This window comes from Leisingera sp. ANG59 (assembly GCF_013317235.1).
Taxonomy (GTDB): Bacteria; Pseudomonadota; Alphaproteobacteria; order Rhodobacterales; family Rhodobacteraceae; genus Leisingera.
Genome location: NZ_WLCM01000071.1, coordinates 1 through 13,015 on the forward strand (window position 1 = coordinate 1; position 13,015 = coordinate 13,015).

Below are 13,015 nucleotides of genomic sequence, written 5' to 3' on the forward strand. Positions count from 1 at the left end.
TCGGTGACGCCAAGATGACAACCGCGCTTCTGGATCGCGTAACTCATCACTGCGCAATCATCGAGACAGGCAACACGTCATACCGGTTCGCACAGAGCAAGCGACGCAGAAAAACATAAACGTCGCGCAAGCAAAGGCCCCAGACGGACTCGCTATAGGAGGGCGGCCCGCCTGGGGCCTTTGCGCCACAAGGGGTGGGTCAAATTCAAACGCTGAAACCGGGTCAGTTTTGAACGCTCATTGACACCCAGTTTATTTGGAGGGAAATGCGGCCGCTTTCTGTACGTCGCCTGCCCGGAAGCCTCTTGATCCTGTGGTCGAGTTTACTCTTCGACGAAAAGCTCTTCAGGCTTCCAGGCCTTCTGGGTGAACGCAGCCGGAGCGACCCATGGGGGGCGTGCGGCTGCGATACAGTTGCATGCGGATTAGCAGTTGTTATTTAGCCGATTGAAGGATGAGAGCGACCGTGAGGCTTGCCGCAGGATGGACATGGGGCTGCAATGCAGCCTGTATAATCAAACTGTGCGTGGGTTGCGGATGCCTTCGTCGTTGAACACATAACCGACACCTCGGACCGAACGTATCAAGTATGGCGATTCTCCGGGTGCCTCGATCTTGCGCCGCAACCGGGCAACATGGCCGTCGATGGTGCGATCCAATGGTGCCCAGTTGCGGCCGTGCAAAGCCATTGAGATGTCATCGCGGCTCAGTACCCGGCCAGGATAGCGTAGAAAAAGTTCCAGCAATTGCTGTTCCATGTTTGTCAGATCAATGGTCTGTCCATTCGGACGGAGGATTATTCCACGCTTCATATCCAGCACATTGCGACCCAGTGTGATCCGGCTACCGGCCACTGATGGCGTCCGATACCGTTCAAGGATGGCTGCAATCCTCAGGATAACCTCCCGGACGAGGAAAGGTTTGACCACGTAATCGTCGGCGCCGTTTTCCAGGCCCTGAACCCGATCGAATGGTTCGGTCCTGCCGGAAATTACCAGGATTGGAAGGTTGCGTTGCTGGCGAAGTTCCCGGGCCAGGTCCAGCCCGTCCTCCTGGCCCAGTTTCAGGTCCAGGGTGACAATGTCTATATGGTGGTCTCTGATGGCCGTGAACAGGGATTCCCGGTCCCAGGCCTCAACCACGGTCCAGCCCTGTCCCTCCAGCCCAATGCGCAGCGTTTCCCTCACATCGGGTTCGTCTTCAACGGCAAGGACAGAAATCTGAGCCATGAGAGCATATGTCCAGTTCTGGCCCATTGTAGCCATTTCCCACTTGCGGGGGAAGCCACGCGGGGCGGTTCAACTGTTAGCTGCCAGAACCCTCTGCGACCCGCAGGTGCGGTCCTCATTGACGGCTGTCATTGCAGGTTTTGCGGCACGGCGCACCATGCAAATCCCCGCTGCCGTCCCTGCCGATTCCATGGCCCTAGGGCTAGGGGTTTCACATGGGGCAGCGGCTCAATGAAGTTTTTGCACCTGGCCAGGGTCCAACCGGCCTTCGGTGCGCCAAAATGGGACAGTACGAGTCATGAAAACGAACATCGCCAATGTTGATGAACTTCAGCACCGCCTTGAAGGAACTGGACAGCTGCCGCTGTGCGGCCGCTGCGGTCAAAACCAGCTAGAGCGGCAGCACGTCAAGACCGCGGTCTGGCGAGAAGCGGAACTGATGGTCGTGGAGAACATTCCGGCCCTAGTTTGCCCGGCCTGCGGTGAGGAGTTTATCGGTTCGGAAACAGCGGCCGAATTGCAGCGGATGTGTCAGAACGGAGAAAGTACAGCCGGCTTGGTCTCGCGCCTGATCGTGCCAGTGATCGATTTTGCCGTGCTGAATCCGGAACGCGTATGACATCGGCAAGACCGGTGGTCCTTGGACTGCTCATCTTGCTGGCCCTGGCGCTTTCCTAGGGCCGGCTTTTTGATTGGCGTGGTGAAATGGGGGATCTGCTGCCAATCGGGGTAACCAGTCTTCTGGTGTCAGACGCGAAACGGCCCTGCTGGCGGGTGGTAACCGCCCAGCAGGGCCGCCCTGTTGCGATGGCTTCAGCCGCAGATTCAGTCCAGCGCAGCCAAAGTTCCCGCTTCAGTCGCGGCGTCCATTTCCTCCTGATCGAGGCTGCCGTCCTCATTGGCGTCCATTGCGGTGAACTGGTCTTCAGTGACATCGGGGTAGACCGCTGTCAGTTCCTCGTAGCTCGCCATGCCGTCTTCGTTGGCATCGACGTCCGACATCGCTGCCAGGGCAGCACTTGCCGCCATGGCCATAGCAGCAGCTGTAAGTGCGTAAGCTTTCATGGTAATCTCCACTGCAAAACGGTGCGTACTTTTTACGGACCGGCAACAGCAGGATAGTCACGGTCAAACGGGTTTCATTGACGGGCGTCAACGCTATTAGGGGGGCAATCCGGACCGGCGGGTTTACGCCTCACGGCTCTCTACCGTCCAAAAGCTGGGCCCGCTCTTAATAGTGCTCACTTGACCGGCGTGGCGGTCCAGAGCGCACCGCGCCGGAGCCAGGCAATGCTGCAGCGCAGACGCCGCCAGCCTACGTGTTTCCAGGCAGCCCTCTGAGGCGGCGGCGGCATATTCCGCCCCGTCCAGGAAACCGTCCCGGCTGCAGTCCATTGAGGCAAAAAGGGTTCTGCTGACATCCGGGTAGGCTTGGGTCAGCTCCTGGTAGCTGAGTTTTCTGTCGTTGTTGGAATCAACATTGCCTAGCGGTTCGACCGGCGTTGCCAGCAGGGCAAAGGCGGCTGCAACGGCAGCGGCCAAACCTGGGACTGCATATGTGAATACTCTCATTCTCACCTCCAAAACCAAAAGGCGCGCTACAGATACGCGCCAGCGGTTTCAGGTTAGAAAGCGCCCCGCGACCGGCCATTGATAGCCGTCAATGGCGGCGCGGCTGAGCCGAGGCTATAAGCGGATACGGGGATATTTCTAGGCGGGAAGCTGCCGCCGTTGACGCCCGTCAATGTTGTGCGGTTATGCGTCCTGTATCTGCTACGGGAGTTGTCTGTGAAGAGTGCCGGTCCAATGCCCCACCCAGATAAACTGCCGCTGCAGGCTGCTGGTGATGACCACGAGATCGCGCCAGAGAGCACTCCCTCGACTTTCGAGACAATCGGAACTGGGGCGACCTCCGGGGGACTGCTTTGCGATTGCGAAAAGCTTGGGTCAGAGCCGGAAAAATCTGTCGGGGCGCTGGCTGACTTGGGTCTGAGCTGTGCCGAAATAGCAAGCTATTACTCGGTGGAGCAGAGGTGTGTTCAGCATTTGCTGGGGCGGCGGCAACTGGCACAGGAAAAGACCAAGCTGCGCGCGTTTGCGCGGTTGATGCGAGCCAAGCTGTTTACTCGTTTTCGGTGAGAGCGAACCGCAGGGCGGTGGCGGTGGCGGGGTGCCGGGTGCTATCCGTACCGCGCGTCGAATGTACCGCAGTTGAGGCCAATCAGATCAAGGCCTGCCGCCAAGTGGTCGCATAGCATGGGAGTGCCACAGAGGTATCCGGTGGTACTGCCATTCTGATGATCTTCTGCCATGGCACGCAATTCCGGCCAGTCGTCAATGCTGGTGCCGTCACGCCCCAGCCACATCAGTGCAACCAGGTCCATCTGCGCATCCAGGCTGAGGTCGGATATGATAGAGATCAGTTCCTCCTCCACAGGATCGGAGGGGCGGTCCTCAAGAATGCCAAGCGCCATGTCGTCCTCGTCCATGCCGCTGGCAGAGGAGTCGGTGCAGTCCGATTTGCCGTCATAGTCTCTGGCGAGGGCGATGATGTAACACACTGTGTCCAGTGGCACCTCTAAGTCCAGTGGTGCGACTTCAGGTTGCACGGTGCTGTGGTCTAAACTTGCCATGGAAGATCTTTCTGCGTTGTCTAGCTTTAGCGGGCTAGGATCACTGTGCATTGCGCACGGCGCAGCACCTTATCTGAGACGCTGTCGTGCAGAAATCGCCGCGTCGGCCCCAGCCCTTTCTGCCCGACCACGACTATGTCGCACCCTTCCAGTTCGGCGACGTTCAGGATTTCTTCGGCGTAATCACCGGGCAGGGTCAGGGTGCGAATGTTGCTGGCCCCTGCGGCGCGGGCGGATTTCTCGGCCCATCGCTGGATCAGCCGTCCGATTGCGGTCACGGCCTGCGCGCTGGTGCCGGCACGGCTGGTTTCACTAATTAGCTGGCTGATGTTTTCAGGCACATTGGTGAGCGCCAATTCTCCCGCTACGTGGTCCACGATGTGCTCGGCCTCTGCCAGATTCATAAATTCTTCTGCGCGTCGGCTGTGCAGCAGGACATGCAGGATGATCAGCTCTGCCTCCAGACCCGCAGCCAGGCCTGCAGCAAATTGAACTGCCCGCTTCGCAGCTTTGGAGCCGTCTGTTGCCACAAGGATCTTCTGAGTCATGGCAGGTTCCTTCCGCATCGGCAGGTGCTCGGGCACCAGCCCGCCGGCTTTTCTCCGCCAGGCTGGTGCCGGGATGTGTCAAGCGTGGCCGCCACGGTAAACTTCGATGGCGGTCCAGCCACTGAGAGCGGCGACTATCAGACCGCTGACCACGGCATTCGCCGTTGCGGGGAAGGAGGCTTGGAACCCGAGCACCCAAGGTGAGATCACCAGCCAGGCGCCGAGCGCTGCGCCAATCCATTCTTCCCATTCGCGGAAGGCGAACAACTCAAAGGCTGCCAGGACCGCGACGACGGCGCCAATGATCATGAAATTCCAGGTGGCGGCTGAAACACCAGCAGCTGGTTCTGCACCACCATCTGGCAAGCCGAGCAACCGGGGGGAAAGTAACAGCCAGATCCCAACAATCAGCGTGATCCAGTCTTGCCAGTGCTGTTTACTCAATTGCCGTTTCATTGGTTCATCCTCATGTCTTGAACCGCGGCTTTCTGCCGCCTTAGCAATATTGCCATGTTGGTGCGGATCCGCATTGACTGCCGTCAACCCGCCCCTTGTGCCTGTGCCGCTCCCTTGGGGTGGTCTGCTGTGGTATCATCCAGATGCACAGGGTGGAGCGCAGCTGATGGCCAAGCTGGAACAGCCATTTTCCGAACAGGAAGCCGCATCCCGCGGCGGCGGGCTGGTGCGGTTCATCACAGCTGCACCGGCGGCACTGGCGTTTCTGGACGCGGATCTTCGCTATACCGCGTGGTCGAAGGCTTGGGCAGGGTTGCACGGGTTCGGGGCCTGCAATCTCGCTGGGGTGCGGCATCAGCAACTGCGTCCAGATAGCCCCGCGGCCTGGTGCGCGGCTCTGCGCCGGGCGCTGGAAACAGCCAGTGGCAGTGCAGGAATGGATAGTTTTGCGATGGGCGGCCGCCGGACGGAAGTGCTGCGGTGGCGGATAGAGCCGGTGAAAGACCTGGACGGAGCTGTAGCGGGGCTCAGCCTGTATTGCGAGGCGGCGGAGGCGGACGGTGAGCTCGATACGGAGCAGGGTAAGCGGCAGCGGCTGGAAACCATCGGGCGGCTGGCTGGTGTTATCGCTCATGACTTCAACAACCTGCTGACGGTGATCCTCGCCAATCTGGAACTGGCGGCATTCCGTATCCGGAATGAGGACGCGCGCGGATTGCTGCGGCGGGCGAGCGAGGCAGCCGAGATGGGAGCCAGCTTCAATAAGCGGCTTCTGGCACTGGCGGGCGGACGGAGGTCCGAACCGGCTGTAATAAAAGTGAACCGGCATATCACCAACACTTGGCAGGTCGTGGAAAGGGTTCTGAGTGAGGATACCCGGCTGCAGTTCCATCCCGGTGCGGATGTCTGGCCGGTAAAAGCCGACCCAAGCGAGTTGGACGGTGCTATTTTGAACTTGGTGGCGAATGCGCGTGATGCGGTTGAAGGCAGCGGTGCGGTCGCGATTCTCACGGAGAATGTTCAATTGTCGGTCGCGGAGGCTGCCGGGATTGCCGGTGCGATGCCTGGTGATTTTGTGCGTATCTCCGTCGCTGACACCGGAAGCGGAATGCCTTCCGAAGTTGCAGAGCAGGCGATGGAGCCGTTTTTCACCACCAAACCAACCGGTGCGGGCAGCGGGCTGGGGCTGACGAGTGTCGGGATGACAGTGGCCCGGGCGGGTGGCTTCCTGCTGCTGGACAGCATACCGGGCGAGGGGACCACGGTCAGCCTATACCTGCCGCGCACTCTTGAGGCTGCGCAGGATCCGGACGACGGGGAGGATGCGGATCTCCCCTTTGGCGACGGTCAGTTGGTTCTGGTCGTAGAAGACGACCCACTGGTGCGGGAAGCGGTCCTGCAGCGGCTGGAAGTGTTAGGCTATGCAGTTCTGGAGGCCGCCGACGGCGAGGCAGCACTAGCGCTGCTGAAACAGGGGGAGCCGGTAGACTTGGTGTTTTCCGATGTTGTGATGCCGGGCAGGCTTTCAGGCTTTGACCTGGCACTGCTACTGCGCCGCAGGTTTCCGGGTGTCGGGGTTCTGCTGACCTCGGGCTATGCTTCGCGCATGGTGCCACGGCGGCGGCGGCTGATGGTGCGGGTCGAACTGATCGCCAAGCCCTATTCGCTGCAGGTGCTGGCGCGGGCGGCCCGCCGGGCCCTATTGGCAGCAGGAAAGGCGGAGGGGTAAGACGCAGGCCGGAACGCCGGGGCGGATCCGGCCTGCCGGAATGCCCGCGGCCTCGCTAGGAACAGGGTTGCAAGGGCATTCGCTCTGCCGCGCAGCCTGTGCAGCGGGCGGCGGCGGCAGCAGTCTGGCAGTTTGCACCGCAAATTGCATTGACAGCCGTCAACGGCTGTGATGAGAGGTGCAGTGTTTCAGGAGGAGAGTGCCTCGCGAATTGCGTCAGCCAGCGAATGGTAGGGCAGGCGCACCAGGTTCTTTTCAAATTCCCGTGTCACTTTTGCCTGCAGACTGTCCGGCACCTCTTCGCGCCAGACACCCAGAATGTTCGGCGACGCAAACAGCACAAGCTTGTCAAAACTCTGATCACTTCGCGCTGCGTTCAGGAATTCGGACACGTCGCGAAGGAATTCGCATTGGTCGGCCCGCTGCGGCGACTGGTGCGATTGCCTGGCCGGACGGTACCCGTTTCTGGTGGGGGCAAAGGCGCGCCCGGGTTTGCCGGCGATGATGCCGCGGACGTGCCGTTCCTGAGCCTGCAGCACAATCTCCAGCCCGGCTGGGCTGTGGGGTTTGGGCAGCCCCTGCAGGATCCGCGCACGGTGCGAATTGATGATGACATACCAGTTGCGGTCCGGGTTCATGGGGGCCTCCGGAACCTGCGCATTCAGCGGTGCTGGGGCAGTCGTGCCATGCTGCAAACTCTCTGATCCAATGCGGGCAGGCGGTATGAAAACCAGCGTGGAACAGGATGCGGTAGGTTTCTGAAGGGGATCCTGGGGTTGGCAAGCTGCTTTACGTATCGTGTCCGGTGCAGGCATGGCATCCTCGCTGTTCGCGGCTCCAGAACTATCTTGAACGGTTTTGCGAAGCGCGCATTGACTGCTGACAAGATTGATGGGGCTATTGTCTCCTTCGGCCTGCTGCCGGTTGGCGGAAAGGGTCAGGGCATGTCGTCCCAATTGGGCTGTAACAACGATAAACCTCCCATCAGCGCCAGCACAGAGCCGCAGACCAGTGATTGGGCCAATGCGGCAGGAACCAGATAGAAACCGAACATCCAAGGCGCGCAGATTACCCAAATCCCAAGCAGCATGATGAGCAGTTCCAGCCATCTGAGGAAGATTAACTTCTCCAGCAAGGCCAGTACCACTGCCGACAGACCGGACACCAAGGAATTCAAGGCGATATGTGGAAGGTCAAGCTCAGCAGGCCAGTCAATACGGAAGGCAAGCGGCGCTAACAGGAGCCAGAGACCGGCGGTGAAACTCATGCAGTCCTGCCAATGGGCACGGTTCATTGGCAGGACCATTTCTGAAATGGGGGCATCACGGTTCCACGCTGAGACCATCAACTACGCTGCTGACGCCTGGCACTGCCCAGGCGGCGCGGCGGGCAGCATCCCGTTCAGCCTCGGTGCGGACCCGGCCGGTCAAAGTGACCGCGCGGTCGTCGACTTTGATCTGAATGCCCATGGCCTCCCTGGCCGCGTCGCGCCGCAGGGCGGTTTCAATGCTCGTCCGAACGTTCGTGTGGCTGACTGCGGAGGTGATCCCGATTTGGTTGATGATTTGCTTTACACCTGAAACCTTCTGCACAGCCCGTTCGGCCGCGGCTTTCTCGTAGCTCCAGCCAGCCTGTCCGGTGAGGGTCAAGACACCGTGCTCGACCTCGACCTTGACCGTGTCCTTAGGGACCGAGTCGCCCCAGCGCAGTGCCTCAACCGCACGCCTGGCGATTGCATCGTCAGCGTCCAGATGCTCGCCGATGGGCCGCACCTCAATTTCCATCACGACAGCGCGCACGCCGCTGACGCGTTTGACGGTCTTGCCGATTGCCTGTTTCTGCGCGCCGGTTGGAACATGGCCGGTGAGGGTCGCGATCCCATCCTCCACCGAGACGCCGATTGAGGCCGCGTCGATGCTGGGGACGAGGTCCAGTTCCTCGATGATTTCCCGTCTGAGTGTGGTGTCTTTCATGGCTGGCTTCCCGAACGCGCCGCAGCGCCTTTCGCCGCGGTGACACCAGTTTGAGCCATTTTCCGGAAGTTTCATTGATGGCGGGCAAGAGTTGTGTCTCTGCGCTTCGGGACACGGGCGACTTCTGCTAGACTGTATCGCCCGCACTGGAGATGAGCCATGGATATCGAACTGGCACGGACCTTTCTGGCTGTGGCCGAAACCGGCAGCTTTCTGGAGGCCGCCAAACGGGTGCATGTGGCTCAGTCGACCGTCAGCCTGCGCATCCGGGCGCTGGAACAGCAACTGGGGCGGAGCCTGTTTGACCGCAGCAAGACTGGGGCAGCGCTGACAGAGGCCGGGCGGCATTTTCAGCGCCATGCGCAGACATTGGCGCGGACCTGGATGCAGGCCAAACTGGATGCGGCGCTGCCTGCTGGGATGGAGACGGTGCTGGCAGTCGGGGCGCCCTCCAGTCTGTGGGACGGGTTCCTGACTGGGGCCTTGCCGGGTCTGCGGCGGGCGTTCCCGGAAGTGGCAGTGCGGGCATCAGCCATGGCGTCTGACGTTCTGGTCCAACTGTTCGGCCAAGGCGGACTGGACCTGATGGTCGCTTACCGACCTCAAGCGGCGGCGGGGCTGGCGGTGGAGCAGCTGTTCGAGGATGAATTTGTGCTGGTCAGCAGCGACCCGGACACCAGCACGGATCCGTTCGGCACCGAGTATGTGCTGGTCGACTGGGGACCGGAATTTCGCGCCGATCACCTGCTGGTCTTGCCGGACATTCGCACGCCGGGGCTGCAGCTGGACATCGGAACGTTGGCCTTGCAGCACCTGAGGAACGTGCCGGCCTCCGCCTACTTTCCTAAACGGCTGGTTGCGGCGGATCTGAGGGCGGGCTGGCTGCGCCGGATCGAAGGGGCGCCGCGGTTTGGCTATTCGGCCTATGCCGTGATCAGTGAAGGTCAACGCGGTGAGTATGCGGGGCAGGCGGTGCAGTTTTTGCGGCAATATGCCCTCGGTGGCGGAACCGCGGAGCAGGATGAGGCGGTAGGTGGCGTGTAGGGCGCTGAAAAATATGATGTATTCGAATAATCGATAACATCGGTGAGAAAAAATCATCACTGAAGCGCTTTTAGAGATCAGGCACATGGCACATTTTCGCGGGACGAGACAACTTTTGGCTGGATCAGTCCCATGAGTGCGAAAGACATCATTTTTTCCGAGAACGCCCGGCACCGTATGCTGGGCGGTGTAAATGTTCTTGCCGATGCGGTGAACGCGACGCTGGGTCCTCGCGGCCGTAACGTGCTGATCGAAAAAGGCTTTGGAGCGCCGCGCTCGACCAAGGACGGCGTGTCCGTTGCCAAGTCCATTGAGTTGCCGGACCCGGTGGAAAACACTGGAATCCGGCTGATCCGCGAAGTGGCGGAGCGCACTGCCAAGCTGGCAGGCGACGGCACGTCCACTGCCACTGTCCTGGCCCGCTCCATCCTGCGCGAAGGCTGCAAGGCGGTTGCAGCGGGGATGAACCCGATGGACGTGAAGCGCGGAATTGACCGCGGCGCCGAAGCCTTGGTGGAAGCGTTGACGGGTCTTTCGCGCCCGGTGAACACCAGCGCGCAAATCACACAGGTTGCAACCATTGCTTCCAATGGCGACACCGAGGCCGGGCAAATTTTGACCGAAGCGATGGAGCGGGTAGGGAGAACCGGGGTGATCACCATCGAGGAGGCCAAGTCGCGCGAAACCCGGTTGGAAACGGTGGAGGGAATGCAATTCGATCGCGGTTACCTTTCCCCTTATTTCATCACCGAGGCGGACAGCCTCAGCGTGGAGTTGGAAGCGCCGTTCATCCTTCTGTTTGACAAGAAAATCTCAAATCTGGCGCCGTTTATTCCGGTGCTGGAGGCGGTGATCAAACACGGTAAGCCGGTACTGGTGATTGCCGAGGATGTGGATGGGGAGGCGCTGGCGGCTCTGGTTGTCAACAAGCTGCGCGGCAGCCTGCAATGCGCTGCGGTGAAGGCGCCCGGTTTTGGCGACCGCCGCAAGGAGATGCTGCAGGACATTGCAGTGCTGACCGGAGCCACAGTCATTTCCGCCGATTTGGGTATGAAGCTAGAGAATGTCACGCTGGACATGCTGGGGCAGGCGGCGCGGGTTATGGTCAGCAAGGATGACACCACACTAATCGGCGGCGGCGGTGCCAAACCGGAAATAGAGGCGCGCTGCAAAGCGATCCGGCAGCAGATCGAAGAAACAAAGTCTGACTATGACCGAGAAAAGCTGGAGGAGCGGCTGGCGAAGCTGAGCGGCGGTGTCGCGATTGTCCAGGTCGGCGGTGCCAGCGAAGCGGAGGTTAAGGAGCGCAAGGACCGGATCGAGGATGCGCTGCATGCCACCCGCGCGGCGACCGAGGAAGGGATTGTGCCGGGCGGCGGCGCAGCGCTGCTCTATGCGGCGCGGGCGCTGGATGGGCTGGAAGCCGCAAACGGCGATATGCGGGCCGGCATTGCCATCGTCCGCAAAGCGGCGGCAGAGCCGGTGCGCCGGATTATCCGTAATGCGGGCAAGGACGAAGCGCTGATCGCAGGCAAGCTGCTGGAGAAGAACGACACCGCCTGGGGCTACGATGCGCAGAATGACTGTTTGGCCGACATGTTCGAGGCGGGGATCGTGGATCCTGCCAAGGTGGTGCGGATCGCCTTGCAAAACGCAGTGTCGGTTGCCGGTCTAATGATGACCACTGAAGCGGTGGTGGTGGACCATCCCAAGGCGGCAGCGCACTCCGCTTATCCGGGTGGCTTGGACGGTATGGATTTCTAACGCGGCCTTGCGGCTTCCGGTGCAGCAGACTGAAGCCTTGTGGTGAAGTTGCAGCCGGGCGGCACTGCCTTTCGATGGTTTGTTTCCGCTGCCGCACAGACAGAATGAGAAAAACATGGCCGATACCAGGACAGACCCCGGTAACGTGAACGAGGCCGAAGATCGGCTCAACCGGGCACTGGAGGAGCGGGACGGTGCGGCGCTGGCAGAGGTGCTGGAGCCGCTTGCACTTAGTGATGCGCTGCGAGAGCTGACCAACCTTCCGCCAGAGGACCGGAGCCTTGCGCTGTCGCTGCTTCCTGCTGCGCGGGCTGCGGAAATCGTCGAGGAAGCCCCGAACGAGCTGGCTGCCAGCCTCGTGGTGGGGTTGGAATCCGGGACCGCCGCCGGGATCATTGATGAGCTGGGTTCGAACATCAGGGCCGATGTGATCGGCGGTCTTGATGATACGGAGGCGGAGGCTATTCTGGCTCGTTTGACGCCGGCTGATGCAGCTAACGTCAGGCGTCTTTCAAGTTACGAAGGCCACGTCGCCGGCGGTCTTATGGCAGCAGAGGCCTTCACGTTTCAGGAATCTGACAAGGTCGGCGATGTCTTGCGGCGTTTCGTTTCGGATTCCGAGGATTTCGAACGGTATCGTGGTCAGCACCCCTATGTGGTCAATTCCAGCGGCGTTCCTGTAGGAGTGGTTTCGCTGCGACGGCTGCTGACTACCCGCCGGGGGGCCAGCCTGACGGAGATCATGACAGCGCCGCTGACTGTTCCGGCCAACACGCCGCTGGAGGAGCTTCAGGATATTTTCAATGAACATCCGTTTCTGGGGCTTCCGATTGTGGAGGAGGGCGGTGTGCTGGCTGGTGTGGTCTCGCGCTCTGCCGTGGATGAGGCGCTGCTTTCGCGGGCTGAGACGGAGAACCTGCGGCGGCAAGGGGTGTTTGGAGACGAACTGCGGACGATGCCGTTGAAACTGCGCGCCCGCCGGCGACTGCAATGGCTGTCGGCAAATATCGTTCTCAACGTCATCGCTGCGAGCGTTATTGCAGCCTACGAGGAGACCCTGGCGGCGGTGATTGCTATTGCTGTCTTTCTGCCAATGGTTTCGGACATGAGCGGCTGCTCCGGCAATCAGGCTGTTGCAGTCAGCATGCGCGAGCTTTCTCTGGGTTTGGCACGTCCCGCTGATGTCTGGCGTATTTGGAAGAAAGAAGCGGCAGTTGGTGTGATCAACGGGATTGTTCTTGGTATCCTGATCGGGCTTGTGGCCTGGGGCTGGAAGGGCAATCCGTTTTTGGGGCTTGTGATCGGCGGGGCGCTGGCTCTGAACACTTTTGTGGCTGTGTCAATCGGCGGTATCGTTCCCTTGGTGCTGAAACGTGCCGGCCAGGACCCTGGGGACTATCCTGAGTTTTGTGCCCTGGCGTGGTAGCTCAATTTTGAGGAGACCCACGTATGAGCATAGACAAAGACCTGTTGGACCGGCTGATGGAAGGGCGTTCGCCCGGCGACCTTTTCGGCAAGGAGGGCATTCTTTCCGAACTGACCAAGGCGCTTGCGGAACGTGCGCTGAGCACCGAGTTGGACGAACATCTCAGCGAAGAGCGCGCGCAGGAGCCGCCTGAAGGCCAGAACCAGCCCGCCA

The 13,015-nt window shown here is 60.6% G+C and carries 16 protein-coding genes and 1 pseudogene; 8 read left to right on the top strand and 9 right to left on the bottom strand.

Annotation, left to right across the window (positions count from 1 at the left end; genetic code table 11):
- A partial coding sequence (locus GKC28_RS25070; protein ID WP_217434206.1) for an ATP-binding protein occupies positions 1 to 119 on the top strand: 119 nt, incomplete at its 5' end.
- 396 nt (positions 120 to 515) lie between these two features.
- Here the strand turns inward: GKC28_RS25070 and GKC28_RS25075 are convergent.
- Positions 516 to 1,256 (bottom strand): response regulator transcription factor, encoded by a 741-nt coding sequence (locus GKC28_RS25075; RefSeq protein ID WP_217434219.1) that lies wholly within the window; start codon positions 1,254 to 1,256, stop codon positions 516 to 518.
- Between the two features lie 271 nt (positions 1,257 to 1,527).
- Here GKC28_RS25075 and GKC28_RS25080 point away from each other — a divergent pair, with 271 nt between their 5' ends.
- Positions 1,528 to 1,848, top strand: a complete 321-nt coding sequence (locus tag GKC28_RS25080) for a type II toxin-antitoxin system MqsA family antitoxin (RefSeq protein ID WP_174149673.1) — start codon at positions 1,528 to 1,530, stop codon at positions 1,846 to 1,848.
- Between the two features lie 206 nt (positions 1,849 to 2,054).
- Here GKC28_RS25080 and GKC28_RS25085 read toward each other — a convergent pair whose 3' ends face one another.
- Complete coding sequence (locus GKC28_RS25085) at positions 2,055 to 2,294, bottom strand: EF-hand domain-containing protein (RefSeq protein WP_174149674.1); 240 nt, start codon at positions 2,292 to 2,294, stop codon at positions 2,055 to 2,057.
- Between the two features lie 123 nt (positions 2,295 to 2,417).
- Positions 2,418 to 2,801 carry an EF-hand domain-containing protein gene (locus GKC28_RS25090; protein ID WP_174149675.1) on the bottom strand — a complete coding sequence of 128 codons (384 nt, stop codon included), beginning with the start codon at positions 2,799 to 2,801 and terminating at the stop codon, positions 2,418 to 2,420.
- 234 nt (positions 2,802 to 3,035) lie between these two features.
- Between GKC28_RS25090 and GKC28_RS25095 the strand changes: the two genes are divergently transcribed.
- Positions 3,036 to 3,368 carry a hypothetical protein gene (locus tag GKC28_RS25095; protein WP_174149676.1) on the top strand — a complete coding sequence of 111 codons (333 nt, stop codon included), beginning with the start codon at positions 3,036 to 3,038 and terminating at the stop codon, positions 3,366 to 3,368.
- 41 nt (positions 3,369 to 3,409) lie between these two features.
- Here GKC28_RS25095 and GKC28_RS25100 read toward each other — a convergent pair whose 3' ends face one another.
- From GKC28_RS25100 to GKC28_RS25110, 3 genes are all read right to left on the bottom strand, one after another.
- Complete coding sequence (locus GKC28_RS25100) at positions 3,410 to 3,862, bottom strand: DUF3775 domain-containing protein (protein WP_174149677.1); 453 nt, start codon at positions 3,860 to 3,862, stop codon at positions 3,410 to 3,412.
- Positions 3,863 to 3,888: 26 nt separating this feature from the next.
- Entirely contained in the window at positions 3,889 to 4,410 is a 522-nt protein-coding gene (locus tag GKC28_RS25105) for a universal stress protein (RefSeq protein ID WP_174149678.1), read from the bottom strand.
- Between the two features lie 78 nt (positions 4,411 to 4,488).
- Positions 4,489 to 4,866, bottom strand: coding sequence for an SPW repeat protein (locus tag GKC28_RS25110; protein WP_174149679.1), 378 nt, complete (start codon positions 4,864 to 4,866; stop codon positions 4,489 to 4,491).
- 166 nt (positions 4,867 to 5,032) lie between these two features.
- On the opposite strand from GKC28_RS25110, the gene GKC28_RS25115 reads away from it, so the two are divergent.
- Entirely contained in the window at positions 5,033 to 6,595 is a 1,563-nt protein-coding gene (locus GKC28_RS25115) for an ATP-binding protein (RefSeq protein ID WP_174149680.1), read from the top strand.
- A gap of 188 nt (positions 6,596 to 6,783) precedes the next feature.
- Here GKC28_RS25115 and GKC28_RS25120 read toward each other — a convergent pair whose 3' ends face one another.
- The 3 genes from GKC28_RS25120 to GKC28_RS25130 form a co-directional block, all read right to left on the bottom strand.
- On the bottom strand, positions 6,784 to 7,233 hold the full coding sequence (locus tag GKC28_RS25120; protein ID WP_174149681.1) for a host attachment protein: 450 nt from the start codon (positions 7,231 to 7,233) through the stop codon (positions 6,784 to 6,786).
- Positions 7,234 to 7,532: 299 nt separating this feature from the next.
- Positions 7,533 to 7,862: an SPW repeat protein gene (locus GKC28_RS25125; protein WP_174149682.1), complete on the bottom strand. Its 330-nt coding sequence runs from the start codon at positions 7,860 to 7,862 to the stop codon at positions 7,533 to 7,535.
- 55 nt (positions 7,863 to 7,917) lie between these two features.
- Entirely contained in the window at positions 7,918 to 8,568 is a 651-nt protein-coding gene (locus tag GKC28_RS25130) for a BON domain-containing protein (protein WP_174149683.1), read from the bottom strand.
- 159 nt (positions 8,569 to 8,727) lie between these two features.
- Between GKC28_RS25130 and GKC28_RS25135 the strand changes: the two genes are divergently transcribed.
- The 4 genes and pseudogenes from GKC28_RS25135 to GKC28_RS25150 all read left to right on the top strand — a co-directional run.
- Entirely contained in the window at positions 8,728 to 9,612 is an 885-nt protein-coding gene (locus GKC28_RS25135) for a LysR family transcriptional regulator (protein WP_174149684.1), read from the top strand.
- A 132-nt stretch (positions 9,613 to 9,744) separates the two neighbouring features.
- Positions 9,745 to 11,376 carry a chaperonin GroEL gene (gene groL, locus GKC28_RS25140; RefSeq protein ID WP_174149685.1) on the top strand — a complete coding sequence of 544 codons (1,632 nt, stop codon included), beginning with the start codon at positions 9,745 to 9,747 and terminating at the stop codon, positions 11,374 to 11,376.
- Positions 11,377 to 11,491: 115 nt separating this feature from the next.
- Positions 11,492 to 12,802 (top strand): magnesium transporter, encoded by a 1,311-nt coding sequence (locus GKC28_RS25145; protein ID WP_174149686.1) that lies wholly within the window; start codon positions 11,492 to 11,494, stop codon positions 12,800 to 12,802.
- Between the two features lie 23 nt (positions 12,803 to 12,825).
- A pseudogene (locus tag GKC28_RS25150) lies at positions 12,826 to 13,015 on the top strand (IS256 family transposase); the annotation flags it as partial.